Here is a 24,778-nt window from a genome sequence, read left to right as displayed (position 1 = left end):
TTAGAGTGGGATGCGTGGCTGTGATGCCAGTCGAATCGGGCGACGGAAGTTATGGTTAGCGCCGGGCGCCGTAACGGAAGGAAGACCAGTGAAGGCTGTATACGCAAGCGGTGTATCCGCCGATAATCCGCTCTCCATGCTCAAGGTGGGGGCCATGCCCGATCCTGTGGAACGCGAACTGTGGTCCACCGTCTCGGTGAAGGCCGCCAGCCTCAACCATCACGACCTCTGGAGCCTGGCTGGCGTAGGCCTGTCCAAGGACGCCACGCCTATGATCCTAGGCACCGACGCCGCAGGGGTGCTGGACCAGGATCTTCCAGCGCCCGGCGGACACGGTCTGTCGGCTGGAAGCCCTGTCGTCCTCTACACCCTGGTCGGCGGCGACCAGGCTGGGGTGGGGCCGGGGGAGAGGCGCAGCATCCTGTCCGAACGCTACCCCGGGACCATGGCGCAGCGGGCGTCGGTCCCCAGTGCCCACCTGCTGCCCAAGCCGCCGAACCTGAGCTTCGGCGAGGCTGCGGCCTTAGGGACAAGCTGGCTCACCGCCTATTCCATGCTCTTCTCCGCAGCCGCCGTTAAACCAGGCGACAGCATCCTGATTCAGGGAGCTGGTGGTGGCGTCTCAACGGCCGCCCTGCAGCTGGCTCACGCTGCGGGGATTGAGGTCTTCGTCAGTTCGCGCTCGCAAGACCATAGGGATAAAGCGCTCAGCCTGGGCGCCGACCTGGCCGTGGAGACTGGCGCCAGGCTGCCGCGCAAGGTCGACGCGGTCATCGAATCGGTCGGGGCCGCGACCTGGTCCCACTCGGTCAAGTCGGTGCGCCCGGGTGGCGTAATCGCAGTGTGCGGCGCCACGACCGGCGACCAGCCTGGGGCCGAGCTGACCCGCGTTTTCTTCCAAGATATCCGTATCGTTGGCAACACGATGGGGTCCTTAGGGGATTTCGCTCGCCTCCTGCGCTTCGTCGAACATGCCGGCATCCACCCCGTCATCGACTCCGTATATGCCCTGGATCAAGCGCCGCAAGCCTTCAGCAAGCTGGCCGGGGGAAGGGTCTTCGGCAAGATCGTCCTGGATGTGGACGGCGCCGACCAGCGGTAACCCTCAGCTCTAGTCAGCACCGCGAATCTCGTGCGGGCGCTTTGTCCCAAGCTGGGGTGGATCCTGCCTCGTTCCGCGCACGCTCACGGGCGCGGTCTTGCGCACGAACGGCGGCAAGAGAGGGAGGGCGCGCTTCGCGGGCTGCGGTTAGTGATCCTCGCTCAGGATCGAGTCGACGATCTCCTTGGGGAAAAGCTGGTCGAGCGCGTACTCGGCGTCAGCCGGCGTGAACTTGTAGTGGGCGTTGGTCAGTCGTTTCATCAGGACTTCGGGATCATGCACCCCCTGGGACTGCAGCTGCTTGGCTATGAAGAGCGCGTTCTCCGGGTAGTTTGCCTGCACGTGCTCAATCGCGTACTGGGCCTCGTCCTGCGAGTATTTATCGCGTTTGGAGGTCAGCTGGTCGCGGATGCCTTCTTCCGACAGATGCATGCTATCCGCGTACTGCTGTGCTTTGATTGCGGCCTCCCGGTAGGAGGCGGGCAGAGGGGTTGGCGCAGGCTTGTGCGTGTGCTTGGGGGAGGGGGATTTGGTAGGGGTTTGGGAGTGGGTCGCCGAGGCGATGATGGAGGGGATATTGACGACATCGCTCTGAGCGATGAGGAAACCAACCAGGGCCAAGATGATGAGCAGAATCTTCCAAACCCGGGAAGGACGCAGGTGGGACTTTCCCTCTTTCTCAAGGGTGGCAGCCTCGATTTCGGGAGCAGGTGGGACCTGGGTGGTGGGGGGAGAAGGAGGAATTGACATTGCTGTGCATGCCCTCTTTCTGCTCGTTGCCCTCTCAACGGATGGCACCCTTCGTTCTCATACTAGCGCGTAAGGGGGCCGAATCCTTTACCGCCGGCCTGATGATATCCCGAGGCCCGGTTTTGAGGTGACGCAAGCGCCGAGCCCGAGGCTCAGGAGGGGGTGGAGGCGGAGAGCTGGCACCGGGCGTAGTCGTTGAACGCCTTGAGGCCGGCTTCTTCCTCGGGCGCGATGTAGCGGCTCTGGTCGCGGAAGAGGAAGATGTTGAACTGGGGGGCGTTCGGGTCAGTGAAGGGCAGGAATTCCAGGCCGTCTCCTCCCTCCAGGCCTGCTGAGGTGATGAAGCTGAACGCGATGCCGGCTTCGGCGATCGTCTTCAGGGTTTCCACGTCCCCGACCTCGATGATCCGGGAGGCCGGCACGTGCCGGCGCAGGAGACTTTCGGCGGCTTGCGCGTGGATGAACTCATGATTCAAGGTCACGAAGCGGACCGACTCGGGTAGGTCGTCCAGGTCGTCCGCGCGCAGGCCGTGGCTGAACTCGCCGCCGACGAGTTGCTCCAAAGCGCTGTGGCTGCCTGCCAGTCCGAAAGGGTAGGAGACCATGCTCACGGTCAGGACGTCTGGTATCGAGAGCCGGTCCTGCACCGAGGCGACGGTCCCGTAATCGACCTGGTGCTCGCGCATCTGCTCCAGGAGGCGACCGGACCCGACCGTGCACAGGGAGACGGGGCCGGTCAGCAAGGTCGAAGGGAGGGGTTGGTCGCCTGATTGCCAAGCCAGCAAGGAGGAAATGATGGGAGGCATGCCGATTCGCCAGGTCCGGGTCCTGCCGGTTTCGCGTACTGCGGCGCCCATGCTGTCCAGTTCAGCCAGAATTTGCTTGACGTGATTGACGGCGACCTGTCCTGCCGCTGTGAGCTGGATGCCGCCAGCCCCGAAACGACGGCGCTCCACCAGGGACTTGCCCAATTGTCTCTCCAGCCTCTTGATGGCCAGAGAGACCGAGGGTTGGGAGATATGGGCCTGGTAGGCGGTCTCGGTGAAGCTGTGGTTGCTGGCCAACATGGCCAGAAGCTCCAAATCGCGTATGCTCGCTACCTGCGCCATCCTTGTCACCTGCCTCTCATGCGTGCTAGCATCCCCCGGCTTAGCCTGGTTCTCTGTCGCGGCAACTGGCGCGGCGCCCCTCGCTGGCCGCCGGGCCTGAACCTACCTTCAATCGTAGCGTCCTGAGATGCCTGCCTCTGCCGGATTTTGGCGGTTAGCGCGACGATGTGGGCGGGGCCCATCACTTATGCCGCATAGTTCCCAAAGCAAGTGGCCTCCCCTGCTTCTCAGGGGAGGCCACGTACGCGACTATCCGTTTTACCTGGTTCAGGAGGGTCTGTTCGTCAGTCCTCGAAAGACCAGCGGGCGTCAATCACAGCCTTGGCCACATCCGCCACAGGCTCCCTGTTCAGGCCTTCGTCCACTGCCTGCTGGGCCACGGCGGTCGCCACCCGCTGCGAAATCTCCTTCAGGTCCTTGACCGCTGGCAGGACTGCCGCGCCCGGCTGGTTGGCATCAATCATATCTGAGATGGCGTAGGCGCCGGCCAGCAACATACGGCGGCTGATGCGCTTGGCCTTGGCCACGATCGCCCCAAAGCAGATACCCGGGTACATCAGCGCGTTGTTGCCCTGGCCGATGTAGTAGGTGACTCCCTGGTAATCCACTGGGGCGGAGGGGGTTCCGGTCGTGACGAAAGCCTTGCCGTGGGTCCAGGCGATGATGTCCGATGCTTTGGCTTCAGCCAGTTCGGTGGGGTTGGAAATCGGGCAAATTAGCGGGCGCTCCACGTGGGAGGCCATCGCTGTGACGACCTCTTGGGTGAAGGCTCCAGGTTGTGTGGAAGTGCCTACAAGCACCGTTGGCTGGAAGACATCGACGGCTTGGGGCAGCGAGCGGGTGTCGGTGATGGCCGGGAACTCGCGGGGGGTGCGAGCGTACTTCTTTTGGCCCTCGGTCAGGTCGTCCTGGTCGGAGATGATCATACCCTGGCGGTCGAAGAGCATGACCGAACGGCGGGCTTCCTCCGCGTCCATCCCGTGGTTCAGAATCAGGTCGTCCACAATCTGGTCGGCGATGCCCACGCCTGCGGTGCCGGCGCCGTAGATTACCGTGCGCGTGTCCTTGGGCGCCAGTCCGGAGATGCGACGGGCCGCTAGCAGGGCCGCCAGCACGGTAACGCCTGTGCCTTGGATGTCATCGTTCAGGGTCAGAATCTGGTCCTGGTAGCGCTTGAGGATTGGGGCGGCCTCGGGCCGGCCGAAGTCCTCCCAGTGGATGAGCGCGCCAGGGTAGCGTTTGAGGGACTCCTGCACGAAGGTTTCGATGAAGTCGTCGTACCGTTGGCCACGCACCCGTTCGATGTGGTTGCCGACATAGTCGGGGTTGTCTAGCAGCTCCTTGCGGTTGGTGCCCACGTCCACCATGACCGGCAGCACGTGCGAGGGGTCGATGCCAGCAGCGGCCGTATAGACCGCTAGCTTGCCTGTCAGAATTTCGGCGCCCTGGGCGCCCCAGTCGCCGATGCCGAGGATGCCTTCGGCGTCGGTGCAGACCACCAGGTCGATTTCGCGGCCCTGGGCGTACTGGTCCAGCGCGGCGCCGATCCGGTCGGGGTGCTCGATCGATATGTAGGCCACGTCCGATCCGGAGTAGTACTTGTCGTACTGCTGGATGGACTGGGCCACGGTGGGCGCGTACACGATGGGCATGTACTCGGTCAGGTGCTTGTCCATGGAGCGGTAGAAGAGGTTGCGGTCCGTGCGGCAGATGCTCATCAGATACAAGCGCTTGGCCAGGTCGGTAGGCTCCTGGAGGAAGCGCTCGTACACAATTTTTTCCTGCTGATCGGGCGACTGGACGGAGGCTGGCAGCAGGCCGTCCATGCCCAGCTGCTTGCGCTCGTCGGCGGTGAACCGCAGGCCCTTGTTGGCATAGGAGTCATTGAGGGTATCGAAACCGGTCATCATTCACACACCTTTGCTGGTTTACGGTCGCGCCCCTTCGCGCAACCTTGATACCCAGCAGCCTAAAAAAGCCGAATGGTGAGCGCAAATAAGCTATTTCAATGTGAGCAAAAAGGCGTTAATTCGCGCTTTTGTGCGTTTTTGAGCGGCGTGTGGGAGGAGTTGACTATATAAATGATTCCTATTTGTGCGCTCTGATTCTAAAGGATATGGTGAGTGAATTCTTCCGGCCGGCGGCAAAGAAGCGCAGCCGGCGGGGCATCCGCATGACACGTGTGAATATGAAGGAGCTCACCATGTCGAATACAGATAAGCAGCAGGCTGTCGAGCCCGAAGCCAAGCCTGCGTTTAACACCGGGCAGCTGGTGCGCTCGCTGATTTGCGTGGGCGTCGGCCTGGTCATCTTCCTGATTCCGCCGCCCCAGGGGCTCACCGGCCAGGCGATGCACATGCTCGGTGTGTTCGTCGGCACCATTCTGGGTCTTATCCTCCAGCCGCTGCCCACTTCGTCGGTCGCCATCATCGGCATGACCGTGGGCATGCTTACTGGCGCCTTGGATGTCAAGAAAGCGGCGTTCGCCGGTCTAGGGTCGCCCTCCATCTGGCTGATCGTGGCGGCCTTCTTCATCGCCCAGGGGTTCGTGTCCACGGGCCTGGGCCGGCGGATTGCGCTGATCTTCCTCTCCATGCTGGGTAAGTCCAGCCTGGGCATCTCTTATGGCTTGGCGGCCGCCGATTTGGTGCTGGCCCCGGCAACGCCCTCGAACACGGCCCGTTTGGGAGGCATCCTCTTCCCAATCATCACCTCGGTTTCCGACGTGCAGGACTCCACCCCCAAGTCGGATGAGTCCCGCAGGAAAATCGGCGCCTTCCTGGCCCTGACCGCCAATAACGTCAACGCCATCACCTCGGCCATGTTCGCCACCGCCATGGCGGCTGGCCCGGTGGTCTTCCAGCTGGCGCAGAAGGCGGGCGTCTCCATTAACTGGGGCATGTGGGCCCTGGCCTGCATCGTGCCTGGCCTGGTCTGCCTGATCGCCATCCCGGCGCTGATTTACAAGCTCTTCCCGCCCACCATCAAGCACGTGCCCCAGGCACAGGCCGACGCCAAGGCCGAGCTCAAGGAGATGGGACCGCTCTCCATGCATGAGTGGATCATGTTGGTCACCTTCATCGTGATGCTGGTGCTCTGGGCCACGGGTTCAATCTTCCATGTGGAGGCCACCACGGTCGCCTTCCTCGGTGTTGCCGTGCTGCTGTGCACCAAGATCATCACTTGGAACGACATGGTTTCCAATAAATCCGCCTGGTCCACGCTGATCTTCTTCGGCGTGCTGGTCGGCATGGCGCAGCCGCTCAACGACTTGGGCGTCACTGGCTGGGCTGGCAAACTGATCGCCAACCTGGTCCACGGTATGCCCTGGATGCTGGTGTTGGCCATCCTGACCGTCTTCTACTTCATCATCCACTACATGTTCGCCTCCGAGCTGGCGCAGGTCGCCGCCATCTACACGCTCTTCCTGGGTGTGGCCGTGGCGGCCGGCGTCCCTGCCACCGCAGCGGCTCTGATGCTGGGCGTGGCTTCGGGCCTGATCGGCGCTATGACTCATTACGCTTCCGGGCCCGCTGCGCTGATTTACGGCGCCGGTTACGTCAAGACATCGGAGTTCCTGCGCATAGGTTTGATCTGCGGCCTGGTGACCGTCGTTGTCTTCCTGACTATCGGCATGGGCTGGTGGAAGGTTATCGGCATTTGGTGAACCGAATGGCCGCAGCTTGCGCCATTCGCTAGTCGGACATGGGTTCGGAAGCGAAGTGCCCGCATCCGGGCCCTTGCGCTGTCTGCTCCTTGTCCGCGTTGCTTGCGAGCCTGGCCTGGGGATATGGTTGGAGGCGGATGATTCTGGCGGGAGGCGGTTCCGATGGCGGGCGCGACAGTGAAGCTGGAGATAGCGGTGCAGGACGTGGCTGGAGCGCGCGTGGCTCGTGACGCGGGGGCTGACCGGGTGGAACTGTGCATGGCCTTGGGCGCTACTGGGGGGCTGACGCCAAGCGAAGGGCTGGTTGACCGCTGCGCGAGGGTGGGGCTGCCTGGGGGAGTGCAGGTCTTGATTCGTCCGCGCGGTGGTGATTTCGTCTATGGCGAGGACGAGCGTGCGGTGCAGGAGGCGGATGCCCGCTTGGCGATCAGGGCAGGTGCCGCGGGAATCGTGACCGGCGCCCTGTACCCAGGTGGCGGCTTGGACAGGGAATTCGCGGCGCGCATGGCCGATTTGGTCAGGAGCGAGGAAGCGGTGGTCGGAAGGCATGTGGACTTGACCTTCCATCGGGCTTTCGACGCGGCCCAGGATCGTTCCGAAGTATTGGAAGCCTTGATTGGGCTGGGCTATGACCGTGTGCTCACTTCAGGTGGCGCCCCTAGCGTGCGTCTGGGGCTCAAAGAATTGACCCGCCTGGCGGGGCATGCCGATGGGCGTATCGAAATCATGGCGGGCGGAGGGCTGAAGCCTGAGGTGATCGCCCCAGCGCTCGCCGCCGGGGTCGATGCCATCCACCTGTCCGCCCGCCGTCTGGTCACTTCCTCAGGAGGTCCTGGTGGTGGAGGCGCGTCCGCTCGGGTGGAGCAGACCGACCCGGAACAAGTCCAGCGGGTCGCTGAGGTCTTGGGGGCGGCGCTGAGCCGGGGCTGACTCCTGAAGGCGGACGGCTCTTGGTCTTCCTGGCGGATCCGAAAAATGTATGTTCAGATGGTTAATTCAATGAATTGACAAAAGGCAGTCAGCGCCCTACCATAGGGATGACGGGGCGTAAGGCGCCGCACACCAGGATTTCCAAGTGCAAAGGAGCATCCCATGGGTTTGTGGGACATTGACAAGATCGAGTACGTGGGCCGGTCCGCCGGCGTCCAGGAAGGGCTGGGCTTCCATTATTACGACAAAAACAGGGTGGTGGCCGGCAAGCCGATGAAGGATTGGCTGCGCTTCGCCGTCGCCTGGTGGCACACCTTCAATCAGGGATTGGTGGACCCCTTCGGGGACCCCACCGCAATCCGTCCGTATTACAAGTACACTGACCCGATGGATCAGGCCTTGGCGAAGGTGGATTACGCTTTCGAGCTCTTCGACAAGCTGGGCGTTGAATTCTTCTGCTTCCATGACCGCGACCTCGCTCCCGAGGGGGAGACCCTGCGCGAGTCCGACGCCAATCTGGACAAGGTGGTCGATAAGATCGAAGCGAACATGAAGGACTCCGGGGTCAAGCTCCTGTGGAACACGTCCTCGCTCTTTACCAACCGCCGCTTCGAGGCTGGCGCAGGCACGTCGCCTTTCGCTGACATCTACGCATACTCGGCCGGGCAGTTGAAGCACAGCCTGGAGATCGGCAAGCGCCTGGGCGCCGAGAACTATGTGTTCTGGGGCGGCCGCGAGGGCTACGAGAACCTGTGGAACACGCAAATGAAGCGCGAGCAGGATCATATGGCCAAGCTCTTCCACATGTGCGTGGACTACGCGCACGAAATCGGGATGGACGCTCAGTTCCTCATCGAGCCCAAGCCCAAGGAGCCCACCCTTCACCAGTACGACTACGATGCGGCCACGACGATCAACTTCCTGCGCACCTATGGCCTGGATAAGGACTTCAAGCTCAACTTGGAAGGCAACCACGCAAACCTGGCCATGCACACCTACCAGCATGAGATTCGTGTGGCGCGCGAGGCCGGATTCCTGGGTTCGCTGGACGCCAACCAAGGCGACAAGCTGATCGGTTGGGACATGGATGAGTTCCCATCCGACCTGTATGAGACCACCGCGGTGATGTGGGAGGTCCTGGCGGCCGGCGGCATCGGCCCCCACGGCGGGCTCAACTTCGACGCTAAGCCCAGGCGCACCTCCTTCACCCCTGAGGATCTCTTCCGCACGCACGTCGTCGGCATGGACTCGTTCGCCGCCGGCCTCCTGGTCGCCGCGAAGATGCACGAGGACAAGTTCATCGAGAACCTGCAGGCCCAGCGCTACTCCTCCTTCGATTCGGGCATCGGCAAGAGCGTGGAGGAGGGCGAAGCCTCGCTGGCCTCCCTGGAGAACTACGCAATCGACAAGCCCCAGTCCGAGCTGCTTGACTCCTGCCACGCCGATCACCTGGAGTCGGTCAAGGCCACCATCAACAACTACATGATCGAGGCATTGTCCGAGGCCTGAGCCGCTGCGGCGGCGCGGTGAGTATATTTAGCTGTTACTTGCCGCGCCGTCCGGCATGTCTGTATACAGCCACGCTCTCGTCATTGGGGATGGAAGAGTGCGAGTAGTCCTTGCTTAAACGAGCGAGGAAGGCGGATGCAGCTACGTACGTCAGTGCTTTTAGGCAACTCTCGTAGCAGTTAGTTAAATCAATAAATAATATGCTATACCTGTGTAATAGCCGAATGAATGAGTATCGGCTATTGCGGCAATAGGTCACTCCTAATCAAAGGTGAAAGGGAATGCGATGAAAAAACTGGTAAAGGCAATTGGCATCGCCGCCATCGTGGCATTGTTGATTCCGGCCTCAGCGTGCGGCGCTTCCAGGGGAGGCTCGGGCGAATCTGCTTCCGGTGGTGACCCATCGAAGGTCACTATCGGTATTTCCATGCCTGAGCAGCAGTTGGAACGCTGGCAGATTGATGGCGACAACCTGAAGAAGCAACTGGAAAGCTATGGGTACAAGGTCACTTTACAGTTCGCGGATGGAAAGACGGATCTTCAGTCTTCCCAGATTCAAAATATGGCGAACCAGGGCGCTAAGTATGTGGTTATAGCTTCCATTGACGGTACGGCTACCGGGGCTGCAGCAGAGCAAGCGGCAGCTAATGGCGCCAAGGTCATAGCTTACGACAGGCTAATCATGAATACCGATGCTGTCGACTATTACGCGACTTTCTCGCTGACCGATGTAGGCAAGATGCAAGGCGAGTACATCGTGGATAAGCTGGGTGTGAAGGAAGGTAAGAAGGGCCCCTTCAACGTTGAACTCATGTCCGGCTCTCCAACCGATAACAATGCTAAATACTATTACGAAGGCGCTTGGTCTGTGTTGGAGCCATACTTTAAGTCAGGAGTGTTCAAGGCAAAGTCCGGCAAGGTGCCAGGCTCCGTTAAGGATTGGCAATCCATCGGCATTGATAATTGGGATCGCCAGAAGGGGCAAGCGGAGATGGAGAACCGCATTAACTCCTTCTACAACGATGGCACGAAACTGGATGCCGTGTTGGCTCCCAATGATGCTATAGCCCTGGGCACTGTCAATGCCGTCGAGGGCGCAGGCTGGAACTACTTCCCGATTATCACAGGACAGGATGCTGAAAAGGCCAATGTGCGCGCCATCGTGCAGGGCAAGCAATCCATGACGGTCTACAAGGATACGCGCAAGCTGGCTAAGGCCACCGCCGCTATGATCAAGGATTTGGTCGATGGCAAGACGCCCAAGGCCGCTGGCAAGTTCAACAACGGTAACAAGGATGTGCCCTCACAGTTGCTGACGCCCGTTTCCGTGGACAAGAGCAACATCAAGAAGGAGCTGGTTGATTCCGGCTACATCTCCGCGTCTGACGCAGGTATGTGATAGCGGGTGATCCCGCTCGCGGCGCGCCGAACCTTTACGGGGCGGCGCGAGCGGGAACCATTGAATTGCACAAGGAGACGAATGTGAGTACTGAGCAAGATGTGATTTTGCAGATGCGTCATATCGTGAAGCGCTTCGGACCGGTCACGGCTCTGGACGATGTGAATATCACAGTGAAACGCGGGCAAATTTTCTCGGTGTGCGGGGAGAACGGCGCAGGAAAATCCACGCTAATGAATGTGCTGTCTGGGGTGTACCCATACGGAAGCTACGAGGGTGAAGTGGTGTACGACGGGCAGACTTGCCAGTTCAACACCATAAGGGACTCGGAAGCCAAGGGCATCGTCATCATTCACCAGGAGCTGGCCCTCGTTCCGTACATGTCGATTACAGACAACATATTCCTCGGCAACCCCATCACGAAAGAGGCGGCCATCGACGATACCGCTCAGCGGAAGGTGGCATCAGAGGCCCTGCAAGCTGTGGGGCTGGATGAGAACCCGGACACGCTCATAGCCAACATCGGTGTGGGCAAGCAGCAGTTGGTCGAAATCGCTAAGGCGCTGACCAAGAATGTTAAACTGTTGATTCTTGATGAGCCAACAGCGGCGTTGAATGATGAGGATTCCGCGCATCTTCTGGGCCTCATCGACGATTTGCGTCGTAACAAGGGCATCACGGCCATCATCATCTCTCACAAGCTCAACGAAATCGCGGAATCGGCGGATGCCGTGCAAGTCATTCGTGACGGCAAAACCATTTCCCATGTTGATATCGACAAAGAACATCCGCTTGACCAGGATCTACTCATTCGGGACATGGTGGGTAGGCCTTTGACTAATCGCTATCCTGAACATGAGTCCTCAATCGGGGAGGAAGTGTTCCGGGTGGAGAACTGGAGGGTCCATCACCCATTGGACGTCGAACGTCTGGTTGCAAAGGACGTTTGCTTGAACATGCGGGCAGGCGAGATCGTTGGTCTTGCTGGATTGATTGGCGCTGGCAGGACCGAGACCGCCATGAGCATCTTCGGTCACCAGTACGGCGTCAAAGCCTCAGGCCATCTGTATATGGGAGGACAAGAGGTTTCGTTCCCAACTGTTCGCTCGGCTATCGACCACGGAGTCGCATATGCAACCGAAGACCGCAAGACTTATGGGCTGAATTTGATCAAATCCATACGCGAGAACACGTCGTTGGCATCTTTGAAAGCCATGAGCCATGCCGGTGTCATAGATCGGGAGCGAGAGGCGCGTGTGAGCGAGGATTATCGCAAACAGCTGCGTATCAAGACCCCGAGTATTGAGGTACCCACCGGTAATCTTTCTGGCGGTAATCAGCAGAAAGTAGTGCTTGCTAAGTGGATGGCCACAAATCCCAAGCTGCTGATTCTTGACGAACCAACGAGAGGCATCGATGTAGGCGCAAAGTACGATATTTACGAAATCATCGATCAGCTAGCCGACAAGGGCAGCGCGGTTTTGGTCATATCCTCCGAACTGCCTGAATTGTTGGGTATCTGCGATCGGATTTACACCATGAGTCAGGGCATCATCACGGCCTGCCTTGATGCTAAGCGCACCAACCAAGAAGAGTTGATGCGGTTCATGACATCCAAAGAGCCTATGCAACAGGCTGTCTGAACCAACGTGCGTTCTCATAATCAGTGAAAGGAATATTCGTCATGTCATCCTCAACCGTCTCACCTTCTGCGCCTGAGAACAGTGCCGGACAGATGCGGAAAAATGGCGCATCAGGTAGCGATCCGAAGGAAGCCTCCATTAAGGAGCTATTGTTCGGCAACGTTCGCTCGTACGGTATTTATCTCGCGCTAATCCTCGTTATTATCATCTTCCAGATACTGACGGGCGGGCGTCTGCTCTTCCCTAACAACGTAGTGGCCCTCTTCCAGCAGAACGCTTATGTTCTGATAACCGCTATCGGCATGCTCATGGTAATCATCGGTACGCATATCGATTTGTCAGTCGGCTCTGTTGTGGCCTTCATCGGAGGCGTGGGAGCCTATGCGATGAAGAACTGGGGCATGAACTGGATTCTGGCCGTAGCGTTCATGTTGCTGATAGGGTTGGTCATCGGCGCTTGGCATGGGTTCTGGGTGGCCTATGTTGGAGTTCCTGCTTTCGTGACGACCCTAGGCGGCATGTTGATCTTCCGTGGTCTTGCCACGGTGGTTGCAGGAGAATCCATACCGTTGCAGTCCCGTCCCTTCCGCGCCATAGCTAAGGATTACCTACCTAACATCTTCGGTTTCTGGGGTGGATTGGATGGGCTGACCATTGTTGTAGGCCTAGTAGCCATCGTCCTGGTGGCCGTCAGCCAAATACGCAAGCGCCGTAAAGCTATCAGCGCGGGATTGACGGCCGAGCCGATGGGCTGGGTGATTCTGAAATGCGCCATTGCAGTGCTGGCAATAGGATTCGCGACCTATCTCTTCGCCAGCTCCGGTAATAGCACCCAGGGTGGCATTCCCATCGTGCTGGTCATCATCGGCCTGCTGATTGGCATTTATTGGTTCGTGCTGAACCGCACTGTCTTCGGCCGTGACATCTACGCTGTCGGTGGCAACCGCAAGGCGGCCATGCTCTCCGGTATCGACACGCGGAAGGTGGACTTCAAGATTTTCTTGAACATGGGTCTCCTGACCGGTATTGCAGCCATAATCACGCTGTCCCGGTTGGCTTCGGCAACTGCCGCGACAGGCCAAGAGTTCGAGATGGATGCCATCGCAGCTTGCTTCATTGGTGGTGCTGCTGTTGCCGGTGGCGTTGGAACGATTCCTGGCGCTATGGTCGGTGCTCTCATCATGGGTGTACTCAACCAGGGCCTGTCGATTATGGGAGCTGATGCCGCCATAGTCAAGACGATCAAAGGTCTCGTCGTTATCGCCGCTGTTGCTTACGACTTGATCAGCAAGCGCAAGAAGGCCTAACGGCGATTGTGGGGTCTATAAGATCCCGCTTGTCGAATATGATGGGTTGCCGCACCAGTGCTGCGAAGGTGCGGCAACCCTTCTGCCGAATATCAGGGAATGTAGGGCTACATACAGCCCTCTCAAAGTAGGGCGGATGCAATGAAAACCATTACTATGCAGATGCGATTGTATGCCTGCGCCAGTGTCGCCTGCATACTCTGGTTGGCGCAGTCGGTGAAAGACAGTTATGTTGATGGGTCCTTGTGGAGTGCGTCGAATCTTTTCCTGTCACTATGTATCGCGGCTGCGAGCGCATATACAGGGGGTAGGGCCTTTGTCTTGTGGAGACGTCACAAGCGAGAGGAAACGCGTGCGTCAGGCAATACGCCGCAGCAAGGGGATAAAGTAAGCCATGCTGCTGCGGCGTCCGACTGCGACGAAAATGAAGGCCAATCCGATGCGGAAGGTGCTGCAGGCCGGTAGTCACCGCGGACGTTCCCGCGGTCATTGAATCTGAGGTGATGGTTTTACGGCGTGGATCGTCCTGCCATCTGTATCAACAATGCCCGGCAACGCAAATTTGTGTTGCCGGGCATCGCTTCTTTTGCGGTTAGGTGCTCATCCGCGACAGTGGGTGTATTGGGCGTAGACGGTGGGGGTGGGGGCGGCGGTAAGCGTGCTTTCGATGCGGACGGGCCAGGCTGGGGGCTGGGGTGAGTCGGAAAGCGCCCAGGCGGCTTGGCGGGCGGCCCCTATGGCCACGTACTGGTCGGGCTGGGGCAGGAGGACGCTCTGGCCCAGAATCTGCGGGGCGTAAGCGCGCACGGCCGGGGATTGGGCGCCGCCGCCAATCAAAAGGATGCGTTTGACGCTCGTGCCCAGGCGTTTGAGCAGCTCCAGGCAGTCGCGCTGTGAGCATAGGAGGCCTTCCACGAAAGCCCGGGCTAGGTTCTCGCGCGTGGTGTTGGCCATGGTCATGCCTCGGAGGCTGGCCGTGGCGTCGGGGAGGTTAGGGGTGCGCTCGCCATCGAAGTAGGGCACGAGTGTGATGCCGTCGGCGCCGGGGGTGGATTGGGATGCCAGGTTTGCTAAGCCTTCGTAATCCACGCCTAAGGCGGCGCATCCGGCATCCAGGATTCGTGAGCCGTTAATGGTGCAAGCCAGGGGCAGCCAGTGGCCGGTCGCATCGGCGAAACCCGTCACTGCGGCGCTCATGTCGTAAGCGGGGACCGGGCTGATGGCCGCCGCCACCCCGGAGGTGCCCAAGGATATGGAGACATCGCCCACTTCCATTGACAACCCTAAGGAGGCCATGGCGTTGTCGCCGCCGCCGGGGGCTATGATGCAGCCGCCGGGCACGTTCCTTCCGGCGATGGCGGGGTCAGCCAGGCAGGCGGTCTCATGTGGTCCCAAGACGCGTGGCAGCAACACGCCCTGGGCCAGTTCGGCGGGCAAGGCCAGGGCCAAGATATCGCGCCTGTAGGAGTCGGATACCGAATCGAAGTAGCCTGTGCCCGAGGCATCCGAGCGGTCGGTGCAGAGCGCGTCCAAGCCTACGCCTGCGGAGGGTTGCGCGCTGGCCGGACCATGCCCGGCGATTCTCCAGCTCAGCCAATCGTGGGGCAGGCAGATGGCCGCGATGCGGCCAGCCGCTTCGGGCTCATGCTGGGTTACCCAAGCCAGCTTGGTGATGGTCAGCGAGGCGACGGGGGAGGATCCGACGGCTTTCACCCAGCGTTGCTGGCCGCGTTGGATGGGATCGGGGGAGAAGTCGGCTTCGGTGGGGTTGTTGAAGTCAATCGGCGCCTGGCCGACCTGCTCGATGAGGACACGGGCTTGCGGTGCCGAACGGGTGTCGTTCCAGAGTAGCGCGTCGCGCAGGACTTGACCGCGCTCATCTAGGAGCACCATGCCGTGCTGCTGGCCGCCTACGGAGAGCGCGGATACGTCGTCTAGACCGCCGGCTTGTGTCGCTGCCTGTTGGAAGGCGCACCACCAGGCTTCCGGATTGACCGAGGTGCCCTCTGGGTGCCGGGCTTGTCCGAAGCGCACCTGCTCACCGGTCGCCGCATCGCTGACCCGCACCTTGCAGGATTGGGTGGATGTGTCCACGCCTGCTACCAGTATCCGTCCCATGACACCCTCCTTGCCGCGTTCTGGTCCATGCCTTATCAGCTATGGTAGGCCTCGGTCAGGATAATTGTTCAATCGTCGAATTAAAAGCTATTCGGGGGTGACTTTGGCAACCGCGAGCAGGTGCGTTGGCCGCTATGAAGGAGTTTGGCGGCGCCGGGACTTGGTGGTGTGAGAATATGGAGAGCAGGGCGCGATGCGGGCCGCGGCTCGGAAGGGACAGGCGTATTCATGACTTCACTGCGCAGCATCAACCAGGAGGACTTGCGCAACCACAATCTTTCGGTCATCATCGATAGCATCTTGCGCGCGCCAACGCCCTTGAGCCGGGCGGACCTGGCCAAGGTCACCGGGCTGACCAAGGCCACCATGTCCTTGCTGGGCGGGATGCTTCTGGCCCAGGGCGTGGTGCGCGAGACCGAGCCTGACGCCTCGCAAATCACTTACGGGCGGCCCAGCAAACCCCTGGCCATCGCGCCCGGGCGCTGGGCGGGCATCGGTCTGCAGGTCAATACAGATGGTTATGGCTGTATGGCTTTAGATTTGTCTGGGCGGCCTGTCAACACGGTCTGGGTGGATGATGACATGCGCCAGGCTGACCCTGACGACATTTTCGCCAAGTTGGACTGCCTCAGCCGGCCCATTGAAAGCGGCCTCGCGGAGGATGGCTACCGCATGGTGGGCGCCGGACTGGCTCTGCCTGGCCTGGTCGCCGATGGCAAACTCCTGCTGATGGCGCGGAACCTGGGCTGGGAACGTCTGGACCTGGGCAGGTTCAGGCTGGTGCGCCGACTGGACCCAGTGGTAGGCAACGAGGCCAAGATGGCGGCCTTGGCGCAGATTCCGGGGTACGCCACTCCCAGGCCAGCGCCCAAAGCCAGCAACGAAGGTGCCTCCAAGCCGCTGACCCCTACCGATTCCTTTATCTATATCTCAACAGACATCGGCATCGGTGGCGCGGTTGTGCGCGGCGGTGCCGTCGAGCCTGGAGATCACGGCTTCGCTGGCGAGCTGGGCCATGTATCGGTCGATTTAAACGGCCCCACGTGCCGCTGTGGGCGGCGTGGGTGCCTGGAAACTTACGCAGGTAGAAGGGCCTTGGTTGAAGCTGCGGGTATAGCTGGGGGCGATGATGCGGTCAGCCCCAAGGCCGCGACCGAGCTTTACCGGCGCTGGCAGGAGGGCGATGCCGAAGCGGCCGACGCGATTGACAGGGCCCTGGACGCGCTGGTGTCGGTCATGGCCTCGGCCATCAACTATTCGGATGTGGACACTGTGATCCTGGGCGGCTTCTGGTCCAAATTCGGCGGCGTTCTGGCTCAAAGCCTTCAGGACCGGTTGGCCTCCCAAGTGTTGGCCAGGGATCGGATCAAGCCGCGGGTCATGATGTCTAAAGAGGCCCGTCAACCTGCTCTCAAAGGAGCCGCTGAAATGGGGCTACGCCGCTTCATTGGCGACCCCCTGTCCTACTTCGACCAGCAGGCCTGAGTGCCAAATCCAGGCTTGCTGGTCGTTCAGGAGGTTTACTCGCCCTGCTGGGCCAGGTAGTCGGGTATTTGCTCAGGGTAGGCGGGCCAGGCGCCGGACTGGGTGCAGACGAAGGCCGCGGTGTTCACGGCCGCCCGATGGGCTTGGGCTAGGGACTTGCCTTCCAAGCGGTTGGTCGCGAAGGTGCCGGAGAAGGCGTCGCCCGCTCCCACCGTGTCGGCCACGGTGACGTGCGGGGTGTTGAGCTTGGAAGAGGAGCCGTCCCGCAGAAAAATGGTCGAGTAGTCGCCGCCGGCCGTCAGGATCACGGTGTCCATCTCGTAGTGGTCGAAGAACCAGCGGACCGGTTCGGCGTCGCTCTCACCCGGGATGTGGAACATGTCGCGCAGGACGACCAGCTCCACGTCGTTGATCTTGAACATGGTCGCCATGCCCAGCAGCTGTTCGATTAAATCCTTGCGGTAGTAGGCGCCGCGCAGGTTGATGTCAAAGAAGCGCATGGCGTCGGGGCGGGTGGCCTCCAAAAGTTGGCAGAAGGTCCGCCTGGACTGCGGGCTGCGCATCCCTAGCGTGCCGTAGCAGATTGCGTCGGCTCGACCGGCTAGCGCCTCCAGCTCATCCGTCAGCTCCATGTGGTCCCAGGCCACGTCCTCCTTGAAGACGTAGCGGGGGATGCCCTCGGTCAGCTGCACTTCCACCGTGGAAGTGGGCCACTTATTGTGTTGGAGCAGGGCCTTCACCCCGGCCTGGGCGACCGCGTCCTCAAGCTCCCGGCCTAGCTCGTCTCGGCCTACCGCGCTGATTGCGTATCCTTGTGCGCCGTTCTTGCTGGCGTGGTAGCTGAAGTTCACCGGGGCGCCACCCGCCCTCTTGCCGGAGGGGAGCACATCCCACAGAATCTCCCCGAGGCTCAGTACGATTGGTTGCTGCATTGCGGGTTTCCTTTCCTTGCCGCGTCGTGCGCCGGACTTGGCTCACCGCCCTGTGCCGCGCTGCGCTGTTCACTGCTCGTCGCTCACCATTGTTTTCGCGCTCTGCCGTTCCTGTATTCGTGGATTTCGTCATGCGTTACGTCATGGTTGGCTCTCCTTCGCTGGACGTATCACGGGTTTGTGCCCCGATTTGCCCGCCCGCTGTTTGCTTAGCGAAGCATATGCTGTGGGCGCTTGGAGGAAACGGTCGACGGCTACCGCCGCCGCCCCGAGCAGGGTGGCGTCCGCTGGCAGGCTGGAGAGGCAAATGCGGGTGCTTTGCCGAAGCTCGGGCAGGGCCCGTTCGCTTACGATCCGCCGCACGGTGTCCAACAATGGCCGTCCGGCTCCAGCCACCAGGTCGCCGATGACGATGCGTGAGGGGTTGAAGGCGTTGATGATGGATACGCACCCGTAGCCCACGCAGGTGCAGACCCGCTCCAGCAGTTCGCTCGCTGGCTCGTCGCCTTGGGCGGCTCGTTGGAAGAGGAGCTGGCAGGCCTGGGCGTGGTCCAAGCCACCGACCTGGGGGAAGCTGCCTGAGTACTCCGGCGCGCACATGGTTTCATGAATGGCGACGGCGGAGCAGTAGCGCTCCAGGCAACCGCGATTGCCGCACTCGCACGGCCGTCCGTTCACGTCGATCGAGACGTGGCCCAGCTCCGTCGCGCCGCCGCGCTCGCCGTTGATGAGGCGGCCGGACTCAATGACGCCAAGCCCCACGCCCTCGCCCACGAGATAGTAAGCAAGGTTCGTGGCGGCGGTGGGGCGCGCGGCCGGGCCGTTCGGACCGGTGAGTCGAGGCGTCCGGTGGTCCGGCGCGAAGAGGTTTTGGGCCAGAGCGCCAGCCCGGGCGTCTTGCTCGATGAATGTAGGCACCGGGAAAGCCTGGCTGAATTCGTTGAGGAAGTTCACCCCCCGCCAACCCTGCATGGAGGTGACCAGCGCGATTCGTCCTTCGTGGCGCAGGTAGGGGCCGGGGACGGCCATGCCGACGGCGATGATCGAGGGGTCGGCCGCCAGGACCTGGTTCACCTGGACGGTGACGGCCTGGACGGTGCCGGGGATATCGCGATCGCTCATCAGTGGCAGTGCCCCCTGCTGCAGGGGTTTGCCAGCCAGGTCGAAAACGCCCCAATCCACCCGGCTTCTGGCGAATTTGACGCCAATCACCCTGTACGCGGCGGTTTTGAGCGCCAGGCCGATTGAACGGCGGTGGCGGGCTCCAGGTAGGTCGCCGGTCTCGGTCACCAGCCCCGACTCGATCATGCGGGCCACCAGCTTGGAAATGGCGGGCGCGGTCAGCCCTAGCGCCTTAGCGATGTACGCCCGGGAGAGGATTCCACACTGGTGAAGGAGCCGGGCGATGCGTGCCTGGTTGGCTTCAGCGATTGAGGATGGTGCGCCGAAGGTGGCGTGTTTGCTCATGCCTGCCTCCTTGCGCGCGGTGGACCGCTCAGTCCGAATGTAACGTTGTTTATATAGTAACAGCGTTACCGCATGCTTTCAACCCAGCACTCGCTGATTTATCGGAGTCGGCCCATGCCGGTAGATTTAGAGTCAATCCAGTCCGCTCTTGGCGGGTCGGTTCGACGACAAAACGGGGAAGTGGCATGTTCATCAAGCGCTACTACGAGGATCCTTCCACCCTTCATCTAGGCTGCGAAACGCCTCGGGCGTACTTCGTGCCCGATGAGATCGGCGCAGACCGACGTGGTGAGCGCCGGGAGGGCTCACCGCGCTTCCTCAAGCTGGACGGCGAGTGGGCCTTCCGCTACTACCCGAGCATCCATGCGCTCGACGACGACGTGTCCCAGGCCGCCGCGGACGGCTCCAGGGCCTTCTTCCAAGCTGACTTCGACACCGCCCAGGACGCTGGCCCCGGCCTCTATCAAGCCATCCCGGTGCCCTCACTCTGGCAGTGCGAAGGTTACGGCCAGCAGCAGTACACGAACGTCGAATACCCCTTCCCCTTCGACCCGCCGCGAGTGCCCGAGGACAATCCCTGCGGCGTTTATCTGCGAGATTTCGACTATGAGCCCAATGCCAAGGCGCCTCGCGCGTTCCTGAACTTCGAGGGGGTGGACTCCTGCTGCTATGTCTGGCTTAACGGCGCATTCGTCGGGTACAGTCAGGTCTCCCATTCCACTTCCGAGTTCGAGGTCACCCGGCTGTTGAGGCCCGGGCGCAACCGGCTGGCCGTGCTGGTGCTCAAGTGGTGCGACGGCTCTTACCTGGAGGATCAAGATAAATTCCGCATGAGCGGCATCTTCCGCTCGGTCTACATTCTGCGTCGGCCACAGGCGGGCATCCGCGACTATTTCGTGCGCACCGACCTGGCCGGCGATTTCGGCTCAGCCACGGTCAGGGTTGATTTGGACTTCCTGCGTGCGCAAGGGGCCGACGTCTCTGCGGGCAGCGGTGCGGATCAGGGCCAGGCCTGCCAGGTGGAAGGCTCCCTGTACGACCCTGACGGCCGCCTGCTGGGCCGCGCCCAGGCGGTGGCCTCGGATGAGCAGGGCAAGTCCCACCTGGAGTTCGCCGTGCAACACCCCGTTCTCTGGAATGCGGAGGAGCCCAGCCTCTATCGGCTGGAGCTGAGTTCGCTGCCTGCCAGGCAGCCCCAAGGTTCGGCCGCGGACCAGCCCTGCGAGGTTATCACCGACTACGTAGGACTGCGCGAGGTCAGCGTCAAGGGCGGCGTGGTCTTGGTCGACGGGCTGCCTATCACGATTCACGGGGTCAACCGCCACGACTCCGATCCTGCCACGGGCTTCGTCATATCGCAGGAGCAGATGATGAAGGACCTGCGACTGATGAAGGAGCATAATGTCAACGCCATCCGAACCTCCCATTATCCGAACGCTCCGCATTATTACGCCCTCTTCGACCAGCTGGGCTTCTATGTGATCGCCGAGGCGGACATCGAAGCCCACGGCATCGATGCGCTCTACAGGCAGCAGGGGAGCGAGGAGGCGGACCACTGGAATGGTTTGATCGGAGACGATCCCGCCTTCGCTGAGTCGATTGTCGACCGGGTGGAGCGCAGCGTTGAGCGCGACAAGAACCATCCCAGCGTCATCATTTGGTCCATGGGCAACGAATCCGGCTATGGGTGCGGGTTCGAACGGGCCCTGGCCTGGACCAAGCGGCGGGACCCCAGCCGCCTGACCCACTACGAGTCCGCCATTCATGGCGCTGCGCGTGAGGGGTTGGACTACTCGAATTTGGATCTTCACTCGCGCATGTATCCCAGCATCGAGCAGATTGACGACTACTTCGAGACCGGCGGCGCACACACGCCGCACACCCATTGGGCGGTCGCCTCCAACGGGGACGATGGGCAGCGGGGGAGCCGGCCTTACTTCCTGTGCGAATACTCGCATGCTATGGGCAACGGCCCGGGTGATTTAGAGGACTATTTCCAGGCTTTCCAACGGCATCCAGGTCTCCTGGGCGGTTGCGTCTGGGAGTGGTGCGACCACGCGATCGACGCCGGGCGCGCCAAGGACGGGCGCAAAATCTACCTCTATGGCGGCGATCACGGGGAATACCCGAACGCGGGGAACTTCTGCATGGACGGCCTGGTCTACCCGGACCGGAGGCCGCGCACGGGTTTGAAGGAATTCAAGAACGTCTTCCGCCCCGCCAGGGTGGTGGACGTTGACCAGGATTCACGCACGTTGACCCTGCACAATTACATGGACTTCGTCAACCTCGCTGACTATCTGACGATTTCCTGGACCTTGCTGCGCGACGGTGAGCCCTTCGAGCGTGGCTACTTCGGGCAGGGGACTTGGTGGGCCGGCGAGGATGATGTTGCAGGCTTCGAGGAAGGGGCTGACTTGGCTGATGTCGTCGGTGGCGGCGATGCCAGCACCAGCATAAGCGGCGCCCTTGGTGGGTCCGTCGACCCAGAAGACCTGTTGCTCGATGCCATCGACTGCGGTCCCGTGCCCTCAATCGAGCCGAGGGGCCAAGGGCTCCTGCGACTGCCTGACTCGCCTTTGCCAGACACCGGCAAGCTGACCCTCCTGCTGGAGTACCGGCTGAACAAGCCTCAAGGCTTACTCCCGGCAGGCTTCGCCCTGGGCTTCGACCAGGTGGATGTAGCTGTAGAAGGCAGGAGCAACCATGTGCTCACGGCCTTAGCTGACCGCTTCCAGTCCTCGGTGGGTCAAGGTGACGTGAGCGCCGGCGATGACCCAGCTCCTCAGACCGGTTCGAGCTCCGCTGCAGGCCTAGGCTCAGTCGCAGCACCTCTCTCCGGCACCCGTCTGAGCGGCTCTACGCCCACCTTGGGGGAGACCTCTTCACTGCTGGCGGTGGAAGGGGAAGGCTGGCGTTACACCTTCGACAAGCGCACCGGTCTGCCCGCGTCTATGGACTTCGCCAACCGTCACCTGTTGGACCGGCCCATGGGACTCAACATTTGGCGGGCCCCCACAGACAACGATGCCCAGGTCAAGCAGGAGTGGCGCAAGGCTGGCTATGACCGCGCCTACGCCCGTTCCCTGCAGACCGAGGCTGCCCTGGATCCCCGCACGGGAACGGTGAGCGTGAGTTCCGAAATGCTCCTGGTCGCCCCGGTGATCCAACCAATCGCACGCATTCATGCGGACTGGTCCATCACCGCCCAGGGCGCGCTCAGCCTGTCCATGCGCGTCCGCCGCGCCCCCGCCTTCCCCTTCCTGCCCCGGTTCGGCATCCGCCTCTTCCTGCCCAAGCCCATGAACCGCGCCAGCTATTGCGGCTACGGCCCTACCGAGTCCTACGCGGACAAGCACCAAGCCGCCCACTATGGCGTCTTCACCTCCACGGCCCCGGGCTTGTTCGAGCCCTACCTGAAACCCCAGGAAAACGGCTCGCACTGGGCTTGCGACTACCTGCAAGTGGAGTCCCTGGACGCCGCCCTGACGGTCCTGTCCGAGCACCCCTTCTCTTTCAACCTCTCCCCATACACCCAGGAGGAGCTGACCACCAAAGCCCACAACTACGAGCTGGAAGAGGCTGCATCAACGATTCTTTGCCTGGACTACACTCAATCCGGCCTAGGCTCCAACTCCTGCGGCCCCGCATTGCCCGACCGTTACAGGCTGGATGCTACCGATTTCACCTACACCCTTCACCTACTGCCCCAGGCGAAGTGAGAATTTGCTGCCGCGGTGTTCTTTGGTTAAGAGTGTAGAGAGGGTTCGGTTTTAGCAAGTCATGGCATCTCGCTTCGTAATCCTGCCTTGGTCTTAGAAGGGGTGATACGCCTGATTTTATGTAGAGATTCCCGCTATATCAGTACAAGTATTCAGTCGGGTAATTTACTGGTAGACGTTAGTGCCTTGATTATGGGGATATATCTCTTGAGAATGGGGATTCGGATGGAACGCCCATGTTTTATGAGGCCGTGCGGCCATAGAGTTAGTTGATGATTGAAGGACTCAAAATGCGCTAGAAGATGAAGCATCGTCTGCTGCAATGACAAGTGGGAGACGAATCCCACTCAAGTGTGGCAAAATCGCTCTAGCGGAGCCACCCGCTTTCTTTTCATAACCTGGAGCACGAAACAGACCGCATTGGTCGATTGCTATTCATGATCATTTTGATGCGGCTTTCAATCAGGATAGTGGCCCTGATGAGGGAAGGCTGTCGATTATTCACGCCAACATGAGGGTTCTGGTGATGGCAACCACTAAAACTGTTGGTTGTGTGAATCGGGATCTTGCCCGCGTGCTTTGCAGTTGGAAACTGACCACGACTGAGTGCACTGGCTATAGAGGTGAGACATGAGATGGGAATATTCTGCCAAGATTTGTCCCATGCTTCGAGGCGGTTTGGCAAAGCGCATCTCATGGGAAACCTGTGAGCTCCGTCGCCATACCAGGGATACAGACGGAGAAGTCTGTGGCAGTAGTCGATTCCCGTACTTTTTCGGAGATTCTCGCGCTTCCTTTGTTTATGATTTTCTGAGTGATGGTTGTGGCACTGCTTAGAAGAAGACATTCGATCCAGAGCAGTCATGTGTTGCTTTTGAGAAGTCCACCAACGTCTATGAGTTTGGCAATCGGCTTGTTCAAAAGCGTCGGGAATCAGCAAATGCTCAGGTAAGCCCTGAATCAGGCGCGCAAAATCCTCAACATTATAATCCTGGTCTGCGGGGGAACCCGCGGCTTTTTTTATCAAGCGGGCGCAGCTGCATATGTTCGACCTTTTGGATTTTCTGTGTGAAGTGATTGGCCAGGATTCACCGGCCGCCGGCGAAGAGGGCGCTGGGGTCGCCGCCGGCGGCGTTTTCTAGGTAGTGTTGGACCAGGGCCATTCGCTCCACGGTAGTTTTGGCCAGGGGAGAAGGAAGATGCTTGGGGTCGAACCAGCCGACCTCCAGGCTCTCCTCATCTCCTACGAACGGCTCGCAGTTGCCAGCAGGTGCGGGTTCGCACAGGAAGCAGTGGTCCATGTACATGGCACGGTCGCCGTTGGCGTAGGTCAGGACCTCGCTGGAGGACTTGACCGAGACCAGGGCGGTGACGACCACATCCACGCCTGTCTCCTCCTTGACCTCGCGCACCACGGTGTCGGCGGGCTCCTCGCCGGGCTCGTTGATGCCGTAGACCAGGGCCCACTCGCCGGTGTCCGAGCGCCGGCCCAGCAGGATGCGCCCGTCGGGCCGGCGCACGTAGGCGGTGACGCCGTTGAGCCAGAGCAGGTCGTGGCCGATTTTGGAGCGCAGGGCCAGGACGAAATCGGGAGTAGGCATCAGAGTCTTCTTTCCATACCCGGACCCGCCCGGAATT

Annotated in this window: 16 protein-coding genes; 9 read left to right on the top strand and 7 right to left on the bottom strand. The window is 60.9% G+C overall.

The genetic code is table 11. The features are described 5' to 3' along the window. Nucleotides 1-88: 88 nt before the first annotated feature. Nucleotides 89-1,102 (top strand): zinc-binding dehydrogenase, encoded by a 1,014-nt coding sequence (locus AB656_RS03160; RefSeq protein ID WP_033503796.1) that lies wholly within the window; start codon nt 89-91, stop codon nt 1,100-1,102. Nucleotides 1,103-1,249: 147 nt separating this feature from the next. On the opposite strand, the gene AB656_RS03155 is transcribed toward AB656_RS03160, so the two are convergent. The 3 genes from AB656_RS03155 to AB656_RS03145 form a co-directional block, all read right to left on the bottom strand. Further along, entirely contained in the window at nt 1,250-1,852 is a 603-nt protein-coding gene (locus tag AB656_RS03155; protein ID WP_051905297.1) for an Ltp family lipoprotein, read from the bottom strand. Between the two features lie 152 nt (nt 1,853-2,004). Next, on the bottom strand, nt 2,005-2,961 hold the full coding sequence (locus AB656_RS03150) for a LysR family transcriptional regulator (protein ID WP_033503797.1): 957 nt from the start codon (nt 2,959-2,961) through the stop codon (nt 2,005-2,007). A 284-nt stretch (nt 2,962-3,245) separates the two neighbouring features. Beyond that, nucleotides 3,246-4,871, bottom strand: a complete 1,626-nt coding sequence (locus AB656_RS03145) for an NAD-dependent malic enzyme (protein ID WP_236681902.1) — start codon at nt 4,869-4,871, stop codon at nt 3,246-3,248. A 293-nt stretch (nt 4,872-5,164) separates the two neighbouring features. Between AB656_RS03145 and AB656_RS03140 the strand changes: the two genes are divergently transcribed. From AB656_RS03140 to mmsB, 6 genes are all read left to right on the top strand, one after another. Next, nucleotides 5,165-6,628: a DASS family sodium-coupled anion symporter gene (locus tag AB656_RS03140; RefSeq protein ID WP_144418919.1), complete on the top strand. Its 1,464-nt coding sequence runs from the start codon at nt 5,165-5,167 to the stop codon at nt 6,626-6,628. Nucleotides 6,629-6,790: 162 nt separating this feature from the next. Further along, nucleotides 6,791-7,558, top strand: coding sequence for a copper homeostasis protein CutC (locus tag AB656_RS03135; RefSeq protein ID WP_033503798.1), 768 nt, complete (start codon nt 6,791-6,793; stop codon nt 7,556-7,558). Between the two features lie 162 nt (nt 7,559-7,720). After that, nucleotides 7,721-9,067 (top strand): xylose isomerase, encoded by a 1,347-nt coding sequence (gene xylA / locus AB656_RS03130; protein WP_033503799.1) that lies wholly within the window; start codon nt 7,721-7,723, stop codon nt 9,065-9,067. Between the two features lie 286 nt (nt 9,068-9,353). Next, a complete protein-coding gene (locus AB656_RS03125) occupies nt 9,354-10,466 on the top strand; it encodes a substrate-binding domain-containing protein (RefSeq protein WP_033503800.1) in 1,113 nt (370 codons plus the stop codon). Between the two features lie 83 nt (nt 10,467-10,549). After that, nucleotides 10,550-12,109, top strand: coding sequence for a sugar ABC transporter ATP-binding protein (locus tag AB656_RS03120; RefSeq protein WP_033503801.1), 1,560 nt, complete (start codon nt 10,550-10,552; stop codon nt 12,107-12,109). 41 nt (nt 12,110-12,150) lie between these two features. Beyond that, nucleotides 12,151-13,416 carry a multiple monosaccharide ABC transporter permease gene (mmsB, locus tag AB656_RS03115; RefSeq protein WP_033503803.1) on the top strand — a complete coding sequence of 422 codons (1,266 nt, stop codon included), beginning with the start codon at nt 12,151-12,153 and terminating at the stop codon, nt 13,414-13,416. A gap of 600 nt (nt 13,417-14,016) precedes the next feature. Here the strand turns inward: mmsB and AB656_RS03110 are convergent. Further along, nucleotides 14,017-15,534 carry a xylulokinase gene (locus AB656_RS03110; protein WP_033503804.1) on the bottom strand — a complete coding sequence of 506 codons (1,518 nt, stop codon included), beginning with the start codon at nt 15,532-15,534 and terminating at the stop codon, nt 14,017-14,019. Nucleotides 15,535-15,762: 228 nt separating this feature from the next. Here AB656_RS03110 and AB656_RS03105 point away from each other — a divergent pair, with 228 nt between their 5' ends. Further along, on the top strand, nt 15,763-17,019 hold the full coding sequence (locus AB656_RS03105) for an ROK family protein (RefSeq protein ID WP_033503805.1): 1,257 nt from the start codon (nt 15,763-15,765) through the stop codon (nt 17,017-17,019). A 35-nt stretch (nt 17,020-17,054) separates the two neighbouring features. On the opposite strand, the gene AB656_RS03100 is transcribed toward AB656_RS03105, so the two are convergent. Both AB656_RS03100 and AB656_RS03095 read right to left on the bottom strand, forming a co-directional pair. Continuing rightward, a complete protein-coding gene (locus tag AB656_RS03100; protein WP_033503806.1) occupies nt 17,055-17,951 on the bottom strand; it encodes a carbohydrate kinase family protein in 897 nt (298 codons plus the stop codon). 141 nt (nt 17,952-18,092) lie between these two features. Next, a complete protein-coding gene (locus AB656_RS03095) occupies nt 18,093-19,418 on the bottom strand; it encodes an ROK family transcriptional regulator (RefSeq protein ID WP_081924858.1) in 1,326 nt (441 codons plus the stop codon). 185 nt (nt 19,419-19,603) lie between these two features. Here AB656_RS03095 and AB656_RS03090 point away from each other — a divergent pair, with 185 nt between their 5' ends. Continuing rightward, the gene (locus AB656_RS03090; RefSeq protein WP_033503807.1) at nt 19,604-23,140 is read left to right on the top strand and encodes a glycoside hydrolase family 2; all 3,537 of its coding nucleotides are present in this window, start codon (nt 19,604-19,606) and stop codon (nt 23,138-23,140) included. A 1,088-nt stretch (nt 23,141-24,228) separates the two neighbouring features. Here the strand turns inward: AB656_RS03090 and AB656_RS03085 are convergent. After that, on the bottom strand, nt 24,229-24,741 hold the full coding sequence (locus AB656_RS03085) for an NUDIX hydrolase (protein WP_033503808.1): 513 nt from the start codon (nt 24,739-24,741) through the stop codon (nt 24,229-24,231). Nucleotides 24,742-24,778 lie beyond the last annotated feature (37 nt).

Source organism: Bifidobacterium actinocoloniiforme DSM 22766 (assembly GCF_001263395.1).
In the GTDB taxonomy this organism is placed as follows: Bacteria; Actinomycetota; Actinomycetes; order Actinomycetales; family Bifidobacteriaceae; genus Bombiscardovia; species Bombiscardovia actinocoloniiformis.
The sequence above is the reverse complement of the archived record's forward strand: the minus strand, read 5'-3'. Positions and strand labels throughout refer to the sequence as shown.

Bases quoted from the DNA above. Each gene is read 5' to 3' on its own strand.
- AB656_RS03155 (WP_051905297.1), bottom strand. From the start codon at position 1,852: ATGTCAATTCCTCCTTCTCCCCCCACCACCCAGGTCCCACCTGCTCCC.
- AB656_RS03150 (WP_033503797.1), bottom strand. From the start codon at position 2,961: ATGGCGCAGGTAGCGAGCATACGCGATTTGGAGCTTCTGGCCATGTTG.
- AB656_RS03145 (WP_236681902.1), bottom strand. From the start codon at position 4,871: ATGATGACCGGTTTCGATACCCTCAATGACTCCTATGCCAACAAGGGC.
- AB656_RS03140 (WP_144418919.1), top strand. From the start codon at position 5,165: ATGTCGAATACAGATAAGCAGCAGGCTGTCGAGCCCGAAGCCAAGCCT.
- AB656_RS03135 (WP_033503798.1), top strand. From the start codon at position 6,791: ATGGCGGGCGCGACAGTGAAGCTGGAGATAGCGGTGCAGGACGTGGCT.
- xylA (WP_033503799.1), top strand. From the start codon at position 7,721: ATGGGTTTGTGGGACATTGACAAGATCGAGTACGTGGGCCGGTCCGCC.
- AB656_RS03125 (WP_033503800.1), top strand. From the start codon at position 9,354: ATGAAAAAACTGGTAAAGGCAATTGGCATCGCCGCCATCGTGGCATTG.
- mmsB (WP_033503803.1), top strand. From the start codon at position 12,151: ATGTCATCCTCAACCGTCTCACCTTCTGCGCCTGAGAACAGTGCCGGA.
- AB656_RS03110 (WP_033503804.1), bottom strand. From the start codon at position 15,534: ATGGGACGGATACTGGTAGCAGGCGTGGACACATCCACCCAATCCTGC.
- AB656_RS03105 (WP_033503805.1), top strand. From the start codon at position 15,763: ATGACTTCACTGCGCAGCATCAACCAGGAGGACTTGCGCAACCACAAT.
- AB656_RS03100 (WP_033503806.1), bottom strand. From the start codon at position 17,951: ATGCAGCAACCAATCGTACTGAGCCTCGGGGAGATTCTGTGGGATGTG.
- AB656_RS03095 (WP_081924858.1), bottom strand. From the start codon at position 19,418: ATGAGCAAACACGCCACCTTCGGCGCACCATCCTCAATCGCTGAAGCC.
- AB656_RS03090 (WP_033503807.1), top strand. From the start codon at position 19,604: ATGTTCATCAAGCGCTACTACGAGGATCCTTCCACCCTTCATCTAGGC.
- AB656_RS03085 (WP_033503808.1), bottom strand. From the start codon at position 24,741: ATGCCTACTCCCGATTTCGTCCTGGCCCTGCGCTCCAAAATCGGCCAC.